This window comes from Yinghuangia aomiensis, from assembly GCF_039542225.1.
GTDB classification, from domain to species: domain Bacteria; phylum Actinomycetota; class Actinomycetes; order Streptomycetales; family Streptomycetaceae; genus Yinghuangia; species Yinghuangia aomiensis.
Genome location: NZ_BAABHS010000034.1, coordinates 67,784 through 81,335 on the forward strand (window position 1 = coordinate 67,784; position 13,552 = coordinate 81,335).

The window sequence follows — 13,552 nt, forward strand, 5'->3', positions numbered from 1 at the left end:
CTTGGTTCAGGCCGTCGCGGGGCGCGGCACGGCAGTGCGGTGCCGCGCCCGTGCGTACGGTGCGTCAGGGCAGCAGGTAGGGGTCGGGAGTCCCGGTCATCAGGGCGATGCCCTGGTCGGTCGGGTCGCCGGTGCCCCAGAGGTTGTCGCGTTCGGGGTCGTCCATCGGCCACACCATGGCGGCGCGGGGGTTGGCCTCGTCGAAGATCTCGAAGCCCGACGTGTACTCCATGACCACCCCGTTGGGGTCGGCGAAGTACGCGAAGACGTTGTCGCCGGGGCCGTGCCGGCCGGGGCCCCACAGGGGTTCGCCGGCACCAAGGCTCCGCAGCCGCGCGGCATCGCGCATCACCCCGTCGAGGCTGCCGACCTCGAAGGCGATGTGGTTGAGCGAGGTGTGGTCGGCGTGCCCGAGCGCCACCGAGTGGTGGTACTCGTTGCAGCGCAGGAAAGCCATGTAGTCGCCGTAGCGGTCGGAGACCGTGAAGCCGAACAGCTCGCAGTACAGCGCGGCGGTCGCCTCGACGTCGGGCGTGTTGAGCACGACGTGGCTGATCAGCATCGGGCGGTCGAGGAAGGGGACGTGCGGCACCGGCTCGGGCGTGCTCGCGGCGGCGTGCGCCACCTCGAACAGCAGCCCGCTCTTGTCGCGGCAGCGCATGCGGTACACGCCGTCGGCGTCCTCGCCGGGCTCCTCGACCACGGGCAGCCCGAGAGCTCGGGCGCGCGCCGCGACGTCGTCGACGCCGGCGCGGTCGGATGCGCCGAACGCGATGTGGTCGATGCCGAGCGCGGGTCCTTCCGCGAGGCGGATCAGCGGGCGGGAATCCGCGGTGCCGCGGAGGCCGCCGTCGGCCGGGATGAGCCCGAAGGACTCGCCGAGGTAGGTGTGGGACGCCTGCGGGTCGGGCACGCGCAGTGCCACGTGCCGTACGAAGCGGACGGTCATCGGTCGTTCTCCGTCACGAGGGTCAGAAGGCGGGAGACCTGGTCGGGGGTCAGCCGGGTGATCGCGTCGAGCGCGGTCGGGTCCAGGAGGACGGACCGCCCCCGGCGTTCGGAGCGCACCTCGATGCGGTGCGCGTTGCCGTGCCGCACCTTGCGCAGCACGATCGAGGCGAACTCGTTGGCGAGGCGCAGTTCGGCGGGCTCCGCGGGGCGGTCCGCGGACGGCCCGTCAGTAGATCGGGGCGAGCTGGGCGGCACTGGGCACTTCCACGTCGAGATGGACGGTGCGGGCGGCGAGCCGGAACCCGTCCTTGGGGTTGCCGTGCAGGACGTCGAGGCGTCCGGCGGTGGCGAGGACGGTCTCCTCGCTGGTCCGGGAGCGGGCGACCAGGACGTTGCTGCGCACCTCCCAGACGTCGTCGCCGATCCGCCGCACGCGGATGTTGGAGACGAAGTGCCGCAGGAAGTGCTTGGGCCGGTCGGCCCACGCGTACTCCGAGGACATCCGGTCGAAGCGCATCCGCAGCGAGCCCTTGGACTCGCTGGAGATGGGCATCCGGCTGGTGTACTGCGGTTCGTCCGGCGACTGCGGGGTGATCGGCTGCGGGACCTCGTACCGGAAGTCCTCGGTGAGCAGGTCGAGCCAGTCGCCGTAGCGGGTCTCGTCAAGTGCCGCGGACTCCTCGAAGAGGAACTCGGTCACGGCCGCGTGCGTACTCACGCGTCCTCCCTCAGATGCCGCAGCCAGGTCGTGTAGTAGGCCCGGTGGGTGTACTCGCTGTGGTCGTGCGGCACCGATTCGCCCGGTCCCGGCCAGTCGTCCGGCTCCGGGCGGGGCAGCCTTGCGCCCATGGAGTAGTCCAGGTCGGTGCGGGCCGCGATGGCGCCGTCGCCGGTGAACGTGACGGCGGTGAAGTTGTCGACGTCGTCGCTCTCGAAGAGCCCCGCGGCGGCGCCGTGCGTGCGGACGCAGGCGAGCACCGACTTCTGCTTCCATGCGTCCGGCGCATTGCGCGGGACCAAGGCGAAGTTCAGCATCTCGGTCTCGGTCGGGCTGATGGGCAGCGCCAGGCGCAGGGCCAGGAACGCGGTCGGTTCGACCTCGTCGCCGGTGTAGGTGATCACCGTCTGGATGAACGACAGGTTCGGGAAGACGTTCCCGTGCAGCACGTCGGAGTTCTCCAGGACGGCGAACACCTCGGGCTTCGCCTTGGCGGCGAACTCGGCGCGCTGTTCGTCCGGGTAGCCGTGGTACGCCGGGATCCCAGAGCCGGCCGGGTGGTAGCCGACCCGGGCGGTGTGCCCCTGCGGCGTCCACACGACGCGGCCGCTCGGGCCGCCGGTGCCGGTGTCCTCGGTGCCGAAGAGGCCCCCTTCGATCGGGGCGCGGTGCGCGTAGGGCACGTGGTAGCCGTCGCCGCCGAAGTTCTCGCAGCTGAGCTTCCAGTTGGCCTTGATAGTGTAGCGCTGCGGCGGGCCGGCCACCTCCCAGGCGGCTCCGTCGCCGCCGACCAGCGCGTCCAGGTACCAGGCGAAGTCGCCCAGGAAGTCCGCCAGCGGCTCGGCGTCATCGTCCCAGGTCGCGAAGACCAGGCCTTGGTAGACCTCGGTGCGCGCGCGGCGCAGATCGCGGCTGGATTTGTCGAAGGTGCCGTAGGCCGGACGGGCTTCCGGTACGCCGCGCAGCCGCCCGGTGTTGTCGAACGTCCACGCGTGGTACGGGCACATGAAGTGCGACGTGTTGCCCAGGGTGGCCTTGCACAGCAGCGTGCCGCGGTGCGTGCAGGCGTTTCGCATGACCCGGATCTGCCCGTCCTCGCCGCGCGAGACGATCACCTGGTCGCGGCCCATTCGGCGGGTTACGTAGTCCCCGGAGACAGCCACCTCGGATTCGTGTGCGAGGAACAGCCAGCTCCGGGTGAAGATCCGCGCAAGCTCCGCGTCCAGTACCTCGGGGTCGTTGAAAACCGTCTGAGGCAGGGAGCTGCAGTCCGGCGCGAATCGGCCCAAAACTTCGGGGAGACTCATCGGAACCTCTCTTGTCCGCAAGTTCCGCTCATCTTGCATGGAAGTTGCCCGCAAGACAATGGGTGGTAGCCGTTGTCTTACGAGCGACTTCCATATAGCTTCCATACATGTCGCCAACAACACCGGGGGCCGACGGGCTCTCCGCTTCCGAGCGCGCCTATGCCTTCATTCGTGAACGCTTGTTCGACGGCACCTACGCCGGCGGCATGATGCTCAGCGAAGGAGAGATCGCCGAGGCGGCGGCGGTAAGCCGTACGCCCGTGCACGAGGCGCTGCTCCGCTGCGAATTCGAGGGGCATGTGCGCCTCTACGCGAAGCGGGGCGCCCTGGTGCTCCCGGTGACCGTCAAGGAGATACAGGACGTGCTCACCACACGGCGTCTCATCGAGACGTACGCGGTCGAGTACGCCTGCGAATCCGGACACGCCGGATCCCAACTGCTGGCCGCTGTCGACCGGCAGGCGGAGCTTCTGACCGGCGGCGAGGACGACAAGTTCTCCGCCGCCGACGACGACTTCCACCGCGGAATGGTGTCGGCGACCGGCAACGCGCTCCTGGTCAAGGCCTACGCCCTGGCCAAGAGCGTTCCCCTGCGCATTCCCAACCGCAATATGCGGACCGACCCCGGGCGAGCCGCCCAGGTCATCGAGGAGCACCGCGCCATCGCCGAGGCCGTCGCCGAACGCGATGTCGCGGCCGCCCGAGCGGCGGTCGCCACGCACCTCGACCACGCCATGACAAGCCTGCTGCGCGCCCTCTAGCAGACGCTGCTGCTGCCAGAGCCGGCTGCGCGCTGTCCCAAGGAGCCCCCATGTGGCCTGACAACGCCAAGGTAGCCGTCGGCATAACCATCGACTTCGACGCCGAGGAACTGTGGCTGCACGAATCCGGCGGCAAGAACGTCGGAAAGCCCGGAGTCCTCTCCCAGGGCACCTACGGCGGCCGGGTCGCCGTCCCCGAACTGCTCAAGCTGCTCGACAAGCACCAGGTGCGGGCGACGTTCTTCGTCCCCGGCCGGGTGGCCGAGGTGTGGCCGGACCGCGTGCGCGACATCGTCGCCGCCGGCCACGAACTGGCCAACCACGGCTACTCGCACGTCTCCCCGACCAAGCTGACCCGGGAGCAGGAGGAGCGCGAGCTGGTCCGCGGCCACGAGATCCTCTCCGCGTTCGGAGCCGAGATCACCGGCTACCGCGCCCCCTCGCTCGAACTCACGGTCCACACCCTGGAGTTGCTGGAGAAGCACGGGTACAACTACAGCACCAACATGATGGCCGACGTCCGGCCGTACTGGCACGAGGGCACCAGCGTGCTGGAACTGCCCACCTCGTGGCCGACGAACGACTCGGTGCACTGGTGGTTCGACGTCGAGACGTGGGACAAGAAGATCAGCACGTCCGAAGAGGTCCGCTCCATTTGGACCGAGGAGTACTACGGCATCAAGGACCTCGGCGGCGCGTGCATCTACACCACGCACCCGCAGATCATCGGCCGTCCGATGCGGCTGCGCTTCTTCGACCAGTACCTCGAGTTCCTCAAGGCGCAGCCCGACACGTGGATCGCCACGCTCGACGAGATGACCGCGCACCTCGTCAAGACCGGCTACAGCGTGTCCAGCAACCACGTCGAGGTCGCGCGGAACCTGAAGATCGTCGAAGCATGACCGGCGGCGTGGTCCACGTGACCGCGGCGGACGGGACACGCAGCGCGGTCGACGCGCGGTTCGGGGTGCGCCTGATGCCCGAACTGCGCGCCGCCCGCGTGGGCGTGATCGGCATGTGCGGCGGCAATGCCGCATGCGGCACCTGCCACGTCTATGTGGACGAGGCGTGGCAGGCCGCCGTCGGCGCGGTCACCGAGGACGAACTCGACATGCTCGACGAACTCTCCTCGTCGGATACCCGGTCCCGGCTCGCCTGCCGGATCACCTTCCGGGCCGAACTCGACGGCATCGAACTGACGGTGGCGCCCCATGACTGAGCGCATCGTGGTCGTGGGCGCCTCCCTCGCCGGAGTGCACGCGGCCGAGGAACTGCGCGCCGGCGGCTTCCTCGGGCAGCTCGTCCTGCTGTCCGCCGAGAACGAAATCCCCTACGACAGACCGCCGTTGTCCAAGGCGTTCCTGGCCGGAGGGCTCGGCGAGACGGAACTCGCGCTCCGCCCCGCGGACGCATATGCCGCCCTGGGCATCGAGCTGTGGCTCGGTGCCCAGGCGGCCGGCCTGGACGCGGCCTCGCGGCGCGTGCGCACCGCGGACGGGGAGGTGCTGCCGTTCGACGGGCTGGTGATCGCCACGGGGTCGCGTCCCCGATGGCCGGCCGGGCTGCCCCGGCTGGACGGCATGTACACATTGCGTACCGCTGCCGATGCCCGGGCTCTCGCCGCCGACTTCGCCCGGTCGCCTTCGGTGGCCGTGCTCGGCGGCGGGTTCATCGGCGCGGAAGTCGCCGCCACCGCACGGAAGCTCGGCCTCGACGTCACCTTGCTCGAAGCCGCGCCCAGCCTGATGGAACGGGGCCTGGGCCGGGAACTCGGCGACGTGGCCGTGGGCATCCACCGCGACAACGGCGTGGACGTCCGCTGCGGCGCCTCCGTCGTCGGCGCCACCGGCTCGGGCCGCGTGGACGGCCTGCTGCTCGCGGACGGCTCCCGCGTCGCCGCGGACGTGGTCGTCGTGGGCGTGGGGAACGAGCCGGTCACCGACTGGCTCGCCGACTCCGGCCTGGAACTCGCCGACGGCGTCGTCTGCGACGAGTTCTGCGCGACCGCCGTCCCCGGCATCGTCGCCGCCGGGGACGTGGCCCGCTGGCGTCATCCGCGGCACGGACTGATGCGCACCGAGCATCATGCCAACGCCGTCGAGCAGGGGATGGCCGCCGCCCGGACCCTGCTCGGTGCCCGCGAACCGTTCGCACCGGTCGGCTACGTGTGGTCCGACCAGTACGAGCACAAGATCCACACGCTCGGCTTCCGAAGGCCGGGCGACGAGGCCCGCATGCTGGCGCCCGGACTGACCGGGTTCGTCCGCGACGGCCGGCTCGTCGCCGCGGCCGGCATCGACGCGCGACGCGAACTCATGCGCCTGCGCGGCACCATCGACCAGGGAGGACCGTGTCCAGCCCGCACCGGATGACCGCCGCCGAACTCGCGGACCTGCTACGCCGCCGCGAACTGTCGGCCCGCGAGGTCGTCGAAGACCATCTCGCGCGGATCGACCAGGTCAACCCGGAGATCAACGCCATCGTCACGCTGACCGCCGAACAGGCGCTCGCCGCAGCGGACCACGCCGACCGGGAGCTGGCCGCCGGACGCGCGCTGGGCCCGCTGCACGGCGTGCCCGTGGTGCACAAGGACCTCCACGACACCGCCGGCGTGCGCACCACCTACGGCTCGACCATCTACCGCGACCACATCCCCACCGCCGACGCACTGATCGTCAGGCGCATGCGCGAGGCCGGGGCGATCTGCCTCGGCAAGACGAACACGCCGGAGTTCGGGACGGGTTCGCACACGTACAACGAGGTCTTCGGGGCCACCCGCAACCCCTACGACACGACGCGGACGGCCGGAGGCAGCAGCGGCGGCTCCGCCGCCGCGCTGGCCGCCTACATGACACCGCTCGCGGGCGGCACCGACATGGGCGGATCCCTCCGCAACCCGGCGGGATTCTGCAACGTCGTCGGCCTGCGGCCCAGCGCGGGCCTGGTGCCGTCGTCCGGCGACTGGTGCACCCTCGCCGTCGACGGGCCCATGGCCCGCACCGTCCAGGACGTCGCGCTCATGCTCGGTGTCATCGCCGGACACGACCCGGGGAGCCCGCTGTCCTGGCCGGGCGACGGCACCCGCTTCCGCGAAGCGGACCTGGACGCCCCGTCGAAGGTGCGGGTCGCCTGGAGCCGTGACCTGGGCGGCCTGCCGGTGGACCGCCGCATCACCGGCGTCCTGGACACCGTGGGCCGCCCGGCCCTCGAAGCGCTCGGCTGGACCGTCGAAGACCGCGAACCGGACTTCGCCGGCGCCGACGAGAGCTTCCGCACCTGGCGCGCCTGGTACTACGCGCAGTGGTTCGGCGACGAAGACCCCGACGCACTGAACCCGGACACGCGCTGGAACGTCGAGGCCGGACAAGGACTCGCGGGGGAGGACCTTGCCCGGGCCAACGGGCAGCGAACCCGGCTCCATGCGGAACTCATCCGATTCTTCGACGATTTCGACGTCGACGTGCTCGCCTTGCCGGTGAGCCAGGTCCCGCCGTTCCCGGTGGAACAGCGGTGGCCCGAGTCCATCGAAGGCATCCCGCAGACGACCTATCTGGACTGGATGCGCGCCGCCTACTACATCAGCGCAACCGGGCTGCCCGCGATCTCGGTCCCCTGCGGGTTCACCGCCGAGGGCCTGCCCGTTGGCATCCAGCTCGTCGGCCGCCCGGCGGGAGAGCTGGAACTGCTGCGTATCGCCCACGGGTTCCAGACGGCCGTGCCGACGCCGGCGCCCAACCCCGCTCCGTGGCTGTGAAAGCCGGAACGACCCGAACCACCGGAGAAGACATGACGTTGTCCGAAACGAACTCGCCCTGGCTGACGCACGACGGGGCGCTCACCGGCCTCCGCGTGCTCGACCTGTCGCGGATTCTGTCCGGGCCGTTCTGCACGATGGTCCTGGCGGACCTGGGCGCGGACGTCATCAAGGTCGAGAACGTCCGCGGCGGTGACGACACCCGATTCTGGGGACCGCCGTTCCAGGGCGATAGCGCCGCGTACTTCCACAGTGTCAACCGCAACAAGCGCGGCATCGCGGTCGACCTGAAAGACCCCCAGTGCCGGGACCTGGTCGCCGAGTTGGCCAGGGAGGCCGACGTCGTCGTGGAGAACTTCAGGCCCGGCGCCGCCGCACGCCTCGGCCTCGGCTACGAGCAGGTGGCGCAGACCAACCCCGGCGTCGTGTACGTCTCCATATCCGGCTATGGCCAGACCGGCCCGCTGGCCACCGAACCCGGCTACGACGCCATCGCCCAAGCCGTCTCGGGAATGATGAGCATCACCGGCGAAGCCGACGGTCCACCGGTGCGCTTCGGCGTCGCAGGGGCGGACCTCGCGGCCGGCATGTGGGCGTGCATCGGGCTCCTGGCCGCACTGCGGGCCAAGGACCGCACGGGGGAAGGCCAGTGGGTCGACGTCTCGCTGCTGGACGGCCAGATCTCCTGGCTGAGCTACGTCGCAGGCGGCCACTTCGTCTCCGGCGAGGAGCCGCCGCGCTACGGCTCCGCGCACCCGACCATCGTCCCGTACCAGGCGTTCCCCACCGGGGACGGCCACCTCATGGTCGCGGTCGGCAATGACAGCCTGTGGCGCCGCTTCGCCCCGGTCGTCGGCCTCGGCGACCTGGTCGACGACCCCCGGTTCGCCACCAACCCGGACCGCGTCCGCAACCGCGGCGAACTGCTGCCGCTCATCGAGGCCGCACTCGCCGCACGCGCCGCTCGGGACTGGGCCAAGATGCTCGCCGACGCCGGGGTGCCGACCGGGCCGATCAACACCGTGGGCCAGGCTCTCGCCCACCCGCAGGTCCTGGCCCGTGAGATGGTCGCAACGGTGGAGCACCCGTCGGCCGGCGCCATCACCATGGTCGGTTCGCCGCTGAAGCTCTCCCGCACGGCCACCGCCATCCGTACCGCACCCCCCGAACTCGGCCAGCACACCGACGAGGTCCTCACCGGCCTCGGCTTCCCCACGGCGGAACTGACCGCACTTCGGGCTGCAGGGGCAGTCCGCTGACCTGAGGGGAAACCGCGCGCCCGCACGCCGCCCCCGGGCGGCGGCGCAGCCAACGGGCGCGCTCGGAGGGGATCACCGGGCACGGCGCGGGGGCGCCGTGCCCGGTGTCCCGGGCCTGTACGTGCACCACAGATCGGGTGCCCCGTGCACCGCTCTTCGGCACTTCCCCTACTCCCGAAAGGCGCTTCGTCATGGCTGCCCACCGGCGGAAGCTCGTCGCATTCGTCAGCGCAACTCTGTTCGTGACCGCCGCATGCGCATCAGACACAGACGGCCGGCGCGGTGCCGAGTCCGCGGCGACCCTTCCGGTGGTGACCCCGCCCGGAAGCGCGTCGGTGGACCGTGTCACCTGGGCGCTGCCCTACGGGGAGCCCGACACCCTGGACCCGGCCAAGACCGTCAACTACTCGGAACAGACCGTCACAGCGAACCTCTGCGAGACACTCCTGCGGGTCAACCCCGACTTCTCGACGGTCCCCGGTCTGGCGGAACGGATCGACTGGAAGGACGACCACTCCCTGGTGATCGATCTCCGCCCCGGGGTGCGGTTCTGGGACGGCACGCCGATGCGGCCCCAAGACGTCGTCTACAGCCTCAAGCGGCAGAGCGACCCGCAGACCGGGGGACTGTACGGGGACTACCTGTCCACGGTGACGTCGATCGACGTCACCGGACCGAACCAGGTGACACTGCGGACCAAGGCCTACGACCAGGTCCTGGTCAAAAGCCTGAGCACCCCCTTCGGCGCGGTCGTCCAAGAGGCGCACGCCCGCACATCGGGGCCGACATTCGGCAAGCCGGGCGGCGGCCTGATGTGCACCGGCCCCTACAAACTCGGATCCTGGCAAGCGGGACAGGCCATCACCCTCCAACGCAACGACAGCTACTGGGACCCGCAGGTCTCTCCTAAAGCCGCACAGGTCGACTTCCGCTTCATCACCGACAGCGGCGCTCTCACACGCGCCCTGGCTTCCGGCGAGGTGGACGGCGCCTACGAAGTCCCACCCGCCACCGCCGCGGCACTCGCCGACGCCAAGAGCGGAACCGTCAACCAGGGCCCGTCGACGCAGAACCTGCTCCTCGTGCCGGCCACCTCCGACAGTCCGGCCGCCGACCGCCGCCTGCTGGAGGCGCTGTCGCTCGTCCTCGACCGCGAAGCACTCATCGACAAGGTGTTCGACGGCGCCGCCGACCCACTGAAGACCCTTATCCCACGCACGATGTGGACCGCCGACCTGGCGGGCCCCCAGCTCACCACCGCGTACGACCTGCTGCCCGACGCACCCGGCCCCAGCGTCAAGCGGGCCAAGGAACTCCTGTCCGAAGTCGGCATCCCGTCGCACCCGCTCGTGGTCGCCGCCACAGCAGGCGACCAGGGCTCGGTCCAGACCGCCGAATTCCTCAAGTCGGCGGCGGCCAAGATCGGCGTCGCCATCGACGTCAGAACCATCCCGGCAACACAGATGACGGCACTGTCCTACGACCCGGCAATCCGCCGCGGCTTCGACCTCGTCGTGACCTTCGGCTACGTCGGCGCCGACGCCCTGACCTACCTCGGCGCCCTGACCGACCCCGACGGCGCCTTCAACTGGGCGAACTACCACGACCCCGACGTGACCCGCCTGCTCGACCAGGCCCGCACCACACCCGACCTCAGCACCGGCGCCCAGTCCTTCGTCGACGCCCAGGCCCGCTACACCGCCAGCGCCAAGCTCATCTTCCTCGCGGCCCCGTACGAGCAGATGTTCCTGAACCGCCGCATCAGCGGAGCACCCTCGTCGTTCGCGTACCTCTCCATGCCCTGGGCCGCCTCCATCGGCGGGACTGCCTGACCGCACAACTCCGCGCGGCGACCACGTCCGCGGACCACGCGGCATAGGCGCCCCTCCACCACGAGCCGTGCGCAACTCCCGCGGCGAACCCGGGCGCGGCGCCCACGGCGGTGCGAACGTTCGGGCGGACAACGCAGTTGGTCCGAACAACGTCTTGACCCCCAGCGGGAGTACTCCACCTTCGCCAGGCCGCGGGCGGGGCGAGCACGGCTCGCGAGTCAGGAACTGTCTGTAGAACATCAGGCCCCTGGACGCATCGCTGGTCGCAGCTGGGCCAGACCGACAATGGAGCGGCACACGAGTAGCGCGAACGTGTCGCGGCAAGGCGCGTTGCCCGGTCGTGGAGACTGTGAGTACGTTGCGCAGACCTCTGCTGTGTAGATCGCAAGCGATGTCCGAGGAGAGCCTTGTCGAGCTTTGAGGCCGTACCGCCTCGCTGGGGGTGCCCATGACTGACACGGACCTCTTGCGCGCCAGCCGGGATGGCGATCAGTTCCACTATCATTGGGCAGCCCGGCAAGCACTCAAGCTCCTGCTCCCGCATTCGACGGGTCTGATGCAGGGTTGGGTGACAGGGTCGGTCACGCGGCTGGCGTGGTCATGACGGTTTCGTATTCGACCGGGGTCAGCCTTGTGGGTGCCGAAAACCCCATCCGCGCAGGTGGCGGCCAGTATGGTTGCGCATGACTGGTTCTGCTGGGCTCATGGAAGTGATCACGGCTACGGCAGCATGACCGTCCGTGCTGCTCCGATTCGCCTATCTTGCCGTGACGAACGCATTCGCCGCGTTGCGGCTGCTGCCCATGAGCGACCGCGACAAGGATGCCGAGATCCTGGCCCTGCGCCACCAGATCACCGTTCTCGAACGGCAACTCGGGGACCGGCGAGTACGGTTCACCCAGTCTGACCGGGCCCTGCTCGCAGTGCTGCTGCACCCGCTGCCGCGCGGCGTGCTGCGTCGCCTGCGCCTGACCGTGCGCCCGGACACGGTGCTGCGGTGGCACCGCGACCTCGTGCGCAGCCGCCACGCGTCCGCGTCCCGTCCGAAGCGGCCCGGGCGCCCGCGGACGGTCCGCTCCATCCGCGTCCTCGTACTGCGTCTCGCACGGGAGAATCCGCCCTGGGGCTACTGCCGCATCCACGGCGAACTCGCCGTGCTTGGGATCCGCGTCGCCGCGTCCACGGTCTGGGAGATCCTCGAGAACGCGGGCGTCGACCCCGCACCCGAACGCGGAACCACGACCTGGGCCGACTTCCTACGCTCACAGGGCGAGGCACTCCTCGCGTGCGACTTCATCGAGACGGTCACGCTGAACGGGCAGCGCCAGTACGTCCTCGCGGTCATCGAGCACGCCACCCGGCGCATCCGCGTCCTTGGCGCCACACCTCACCCGACTGCGGCATGGGTGGCCCGAGTCGCCCGGAACCTGGTCACCGACCTTGAAGAGGAGGGCGCCAGGGCGGCATTCCTGATCCGCGACCGGGACGGCAAGTTCCCGGCGCTGTTCGACGAGATCCTCGCCGACGCCGGCATCCGCACCGTGCTCACCGCCGTGCGTACACCCCGCATGAACGCGGTCATGGAGCGCTGGGTCAGCACCTGCCGCCGCGAACTCCTCGACCGCACGCTCATCTGGAACCAACAGCACCTGCTCCACGCGCTACACCAGTTCGAGCAGCACTACAACGGGCGTCGGCCGCACCGCACACTCCACCAGGCGGCGCCGCCACGCGCGGCGCCTGAACCGATCACCGATCCCGACGAACTCAAGCAACTGCGCATACGCCGCCACGACAGACTCGGCGGCACCATCCACGAATACCAGCATGCGGCCTGACCTGCATGGATGGAGTTTTCGGCACCCACAGCGTCCACGAGCAGCAGCAGGACCGCGCCGTCCGGATGGGCGCCGACCCGGCTCGATGCCACCTCCATCACGGAGCCGTCCGGGGCTTCGACGGCGTCCAAGCGCTCCAGCAGCCCACCGAAGATGTGCGCGACGCCTGCGCGTTGCAGGGCATCCAGAGGCGCAGTGCCCGGCGGTGGCACGCAGTCCACATGCACGAAGTACGCCACGCCACCCGCCTCCCGAAGCCGACACCGGACCGCCGGAAATGACGCTGCGTAACAGCCGCCAAGTTAACTGAGCGGTAGCTATGTCCCGAGATGGTCCCGGGATTCCGGCAATACGGATATTCCGGGCGCTGAATCTCCGACTGAAATGTCGATGCCCGCGACCTTCCGTCGACAAGCGAAAGGCCCGTTGACCTGGGATTTCTCCCAAGCCGACGGGCCTTTCGGCTTACCGTCGGGACGACAGGATTTGAACCTGCGACCCCTTGACCCCCAGTCAAGTGCATGGGGCATTATCGCAGGTCAGGAGCCCTGTGCTGCATGAACTGCCGTGCGTTTGGGAGTGGTTTGTGCGTGGTCGGACATAGCGTGTGGTCCCGGCATGGTCCCCAGGGGCGTTTGCTCTGTGTGATCAATTCTACGCTGTCTTCGTGTGGCGGCCATTGGTCAGGCGAGCAGTTGTAGGTCACGGTGGTCTGTCCAGTGGTTGACGGGAACCAGCGCCGCTGAGGTCGAGGCCGGGACGATGGCCTGGGCATCCAGCCAATGTCGCATGCAAGGGGCACAATCTCGAATTGACTGTCAGTGTTGGTCATTCGGGACGGTATTCAGCTATGGGCAGGAGTAGGTGCTCGGTGGATTTGGAGTTCGACCTGACGCGTCACCCCGTACTGCCGTCGGAGCGGCGGGCGCTGGTGGAAGCCGTACGCAGTGGACTGGTTCAGGAATGCGCTTGGCTGGAGTGGAAGTGCGGGCTGGACCTGAGGTCTAAGAAGCTGTGGTCGTACCGAACTTGGCGTCGGGTTATAGGACTTGGTTTCCCGATGGGGTGAAGTCTGAGCCGTACGCGCATGAAAGCAGGGCCTCTTGGAATCTCGGTGGTGTCGAAGCCAATC

Annotated in this window: 13 protein-coding genes; 9 read left to right on the forward strand and 4 right to left on the reverse strand. The window is 69.5% G+C overall.

Annotation, left to right across the window (positions count from 1 at the left end):
• Window positions 1–64 precede the first annotated feature (64 nt).
• The 4 genes from ABEA93_RS33695 to ABEA93_RS33710 are packed head-to-tail and all read right to left on the reverse strand — an operon-like array spanning window position 65 to window position 2,976.
• Complete coding sequence (locus tag ABEA93_RS33695) at window positions 65–949, reverse strand: VOC family protein (RefSeq protein WP_345679703.1); 885 nt, start codon at window positions 947–949, stop codon at window positions 65–67.
• On the reverse strand, window positions 946–1,206 hold the full coding sequence (locus tag ABEA93_RS33700; protein ID WP_345679704.1) for a hypothetical protein: 261 nt from the start codon (window positions 1,204–1,206) through the stop codon (window positions 946–948). Before ABEA93_RS33700 ends, ABEA93_RS33695 begins: the two co-directional genes overlap by 4 nt.
• Window positions 1,178–1,669 carry an aromatic-ring-hydroxylating dioxygenase subunit beta gene (locus ABEA93_RS33705; RefSeq protein WP_345679705.1) on the reverse strand — a complete coding sequence of 164 codons (492 nt, stop codon included), beginning with the start codon at window positions 1,667–1,669 and terminating at the stop codon, window positions 1,178–1,180. The genes ABEA93_RS33700 and ABEA93_RS33705 overlap by 29 nt, the downstream gene beginning before the upstream one ends.
• Window positions 1,666–2,976 (reverse strand): aromatic ring-hydroxylating oxygenase subunit alpha, encoded by a 1,311-nt coding sequence (locus tag ABEA93_RS33710; RefSeq protein WP_345679706.1) that lies wholly within the window; start codon window positions 2,974–2,976, stop codon window positions 1,666–1,668. The genes ABEA93_RS33705 and ABEA93_RS33710 overlap by 4 nt, the downstream gene beginning before the upstream one ends.
• Window positions 2,977–3,083: 107 nt before the next feature.
• On the opposite strand from ABEA93_RS33710, the gene ABEA93_RS33715 reads away from it, so the two are divergent.
• The 9 genes from ABEA93_RS33715 to ABEA93_RS33755 all read left to right on the forward strand — a co-directional run bounded on the left by ABEA93_RS33715 (window position 3,084) and on the right by ABEA93_RS33755 (window position 12,701).
• Window positions 3,084–3,737 (forward strand): GntR family transcriptional regulator, encoded by a 654-nt coding sequence (locus ABEA93_RS33715; RefSeq protein WP_345679707.1) that lies wholly within the window; start codon window positions 3,084–3,086, stop codon window positions 3,735–3,737.
• A 50-nt stretch (window positions 3,738–3,787) separates the two neighbouring features.
• Complete coding sequence (locus tag ABEA93_RS33720) at window positions 3,788–4,639, forward strand: polysaccharide deacetylase family protein (protein ID WP_345679708.1); 852 nt, start codon at window positions 3,788–3,790, stop codon at window positions 4,637–4,639.
• Window positions 4,636–4,956, forward strand: coding sequence for a 2Fe-2S iron-sulfur cluster-binding protein (locus ABEA93_RS33725; RefSeq protein ID WP_345679709.1), 321 nt, complete (start codon window positions 4,636–4,638; stop codon window positions 4,954–4,956). The genes ABEA93_RS33720 and ABEA93_RS33725 overlap by 4 nt, the downstream gene beginning before the upstream one ends.
• Window positions 4,949–6,109 carry an NAD(P)/FAD-dependent oxidoreductase gene (locus tag ABEA93_RS33730; RefSeq protein ID WP_345679710.1) on the forward strand — a complete coding sequence of 387 codons (1,161 nt, stop codon included), beginning with the start codon at window positions 4,949–4,951 and terminating at the stop codon, window positions 6,107–6,109. Before ABEA93_RS33725 ends, ABEA93_RS33730 begins: the two co-directional genes overlap by 8 nt.
• The gene (locus ABEA93_RS33735; RefSeq protein WP_345679711.1) at window positions 6,088–7,491 is read left to right on the forward strand and encodes an amidase; all 1,404 of its coding nucleotides are present in this window, start codon (window positions 6,088–6,090) and stop codon (window positions 7,489–7,491) included. The genes ABEA93_RS33730 and ABEA93_RS33735 overlap by 22 nt, the downstream gene beginning before the upstream one ends.
• 32 nt (window positions 7,492–7,523) lie before the next feature.
• Window positions 7,524–8,750 (forward strand): CaiB/BaiF CoA transferase family protein, encoded by a 1,227-nt coding sequence (locus ABEA93_RS33740; protein ID WP_345679712.1) that lies wholly within the window; start codon window positions 7,524–7,526, stop codon window positions 8,748–8,750.
• Between the two features lie 311 nt (window positions 8,751–9,061).
• On the forward strand, window positions 9,062–10,582 hold the full coding sequence (locus ABEA93_RS33745) for an ABC transporter substrate-binding protein (RefSeq protein ID WP_345679713.1): 1,521 nt from the start codon (window positions 9,062–9,064) through the stop codon (window positions 10,580–10,582).
• A gap of 740 nt (window positions 10,583–11,322) precedes the next feature.
• Complete coding sequence (locus ABEA93_RS33750) at window positions 11,323–12,420, forward strand: integrase core domain-containing protein (protein WP_345679714.1); 1,098 nt, start codon at window positions 11,323–11,325, stop codon at window positions 12,418–12,420.
• 5 nt (window positions 12,421–12,425) lie between these two features.
• Window positions 12,426–12,701, forward strand: a complete 276-nt coding sequence (locus ABEA93_RS33755; protein WP_345679715.1) for a hypothetical protein — start codon at window positions 12,426–12,428, stop codon at window positions 12,699–12,701.
• The last annotated feature ends 851 nt before the right edge of the window (window positions 12,702–13,552 follow it).

Coding starts and splice junctions, on each gene's coding strand:
- ABEA93_RS33695 (WP_345679703.1), bottom strand. CDS start 949: ATGACCGTCCGCTTCGTACGGCACGTGGCACTGCGCGTGCCCGACCCG.
- ABEA93_RS33715 (WP_345679707.1), top strand. CDS start 3,084: ATGTCGCCAACAACACCGGGGGCCGACGGGCTCTCCGCTTCCGAGCGC.
- ABEA93_RS33725 (WP_345679709.1), top strand. CDS start 4,636: ATGACCGGCGGCGTGGTCCACGTGACCGCGGCGGACGGGACACGCAGC.
- ABEA93_RS33730 (WP_345679710.1), top strand. CDS start 4,949: ATGACTGAGCGCATCGTGGTCGTGGGCGCCTCCCTCGCCGGAGTGCAC.
- ABEA93_RS33740 (WP_345679712.1), top strand. CDS start 7,524: ATGACGTTGTCCGAAACGAACTCGCCCTGGCTGACGCACGACGGGGCG.
- ABEA93_RS33710 (WP_345679706.1), bottom strand. CDS start 2,976: ATGAGTCTCCCCGAAGTTTTGGGCCGATTCGCGCCGGACTGCAGCTCC.
- ABEA93_RS33720 (WP_345679708.1), top strand. CDS start 3,788: ATGTGGCCTGACAACGCCAAGGTAGCCGTCGGCATAACCATCGACTTC.
- ABEA93_RS33755 (WP_345679715.1), top strand. CDS start 12,426: ATGGATGGAGTTTTCGGCACCCACAGCGTCCACGAGCAGCAGCAGGAC.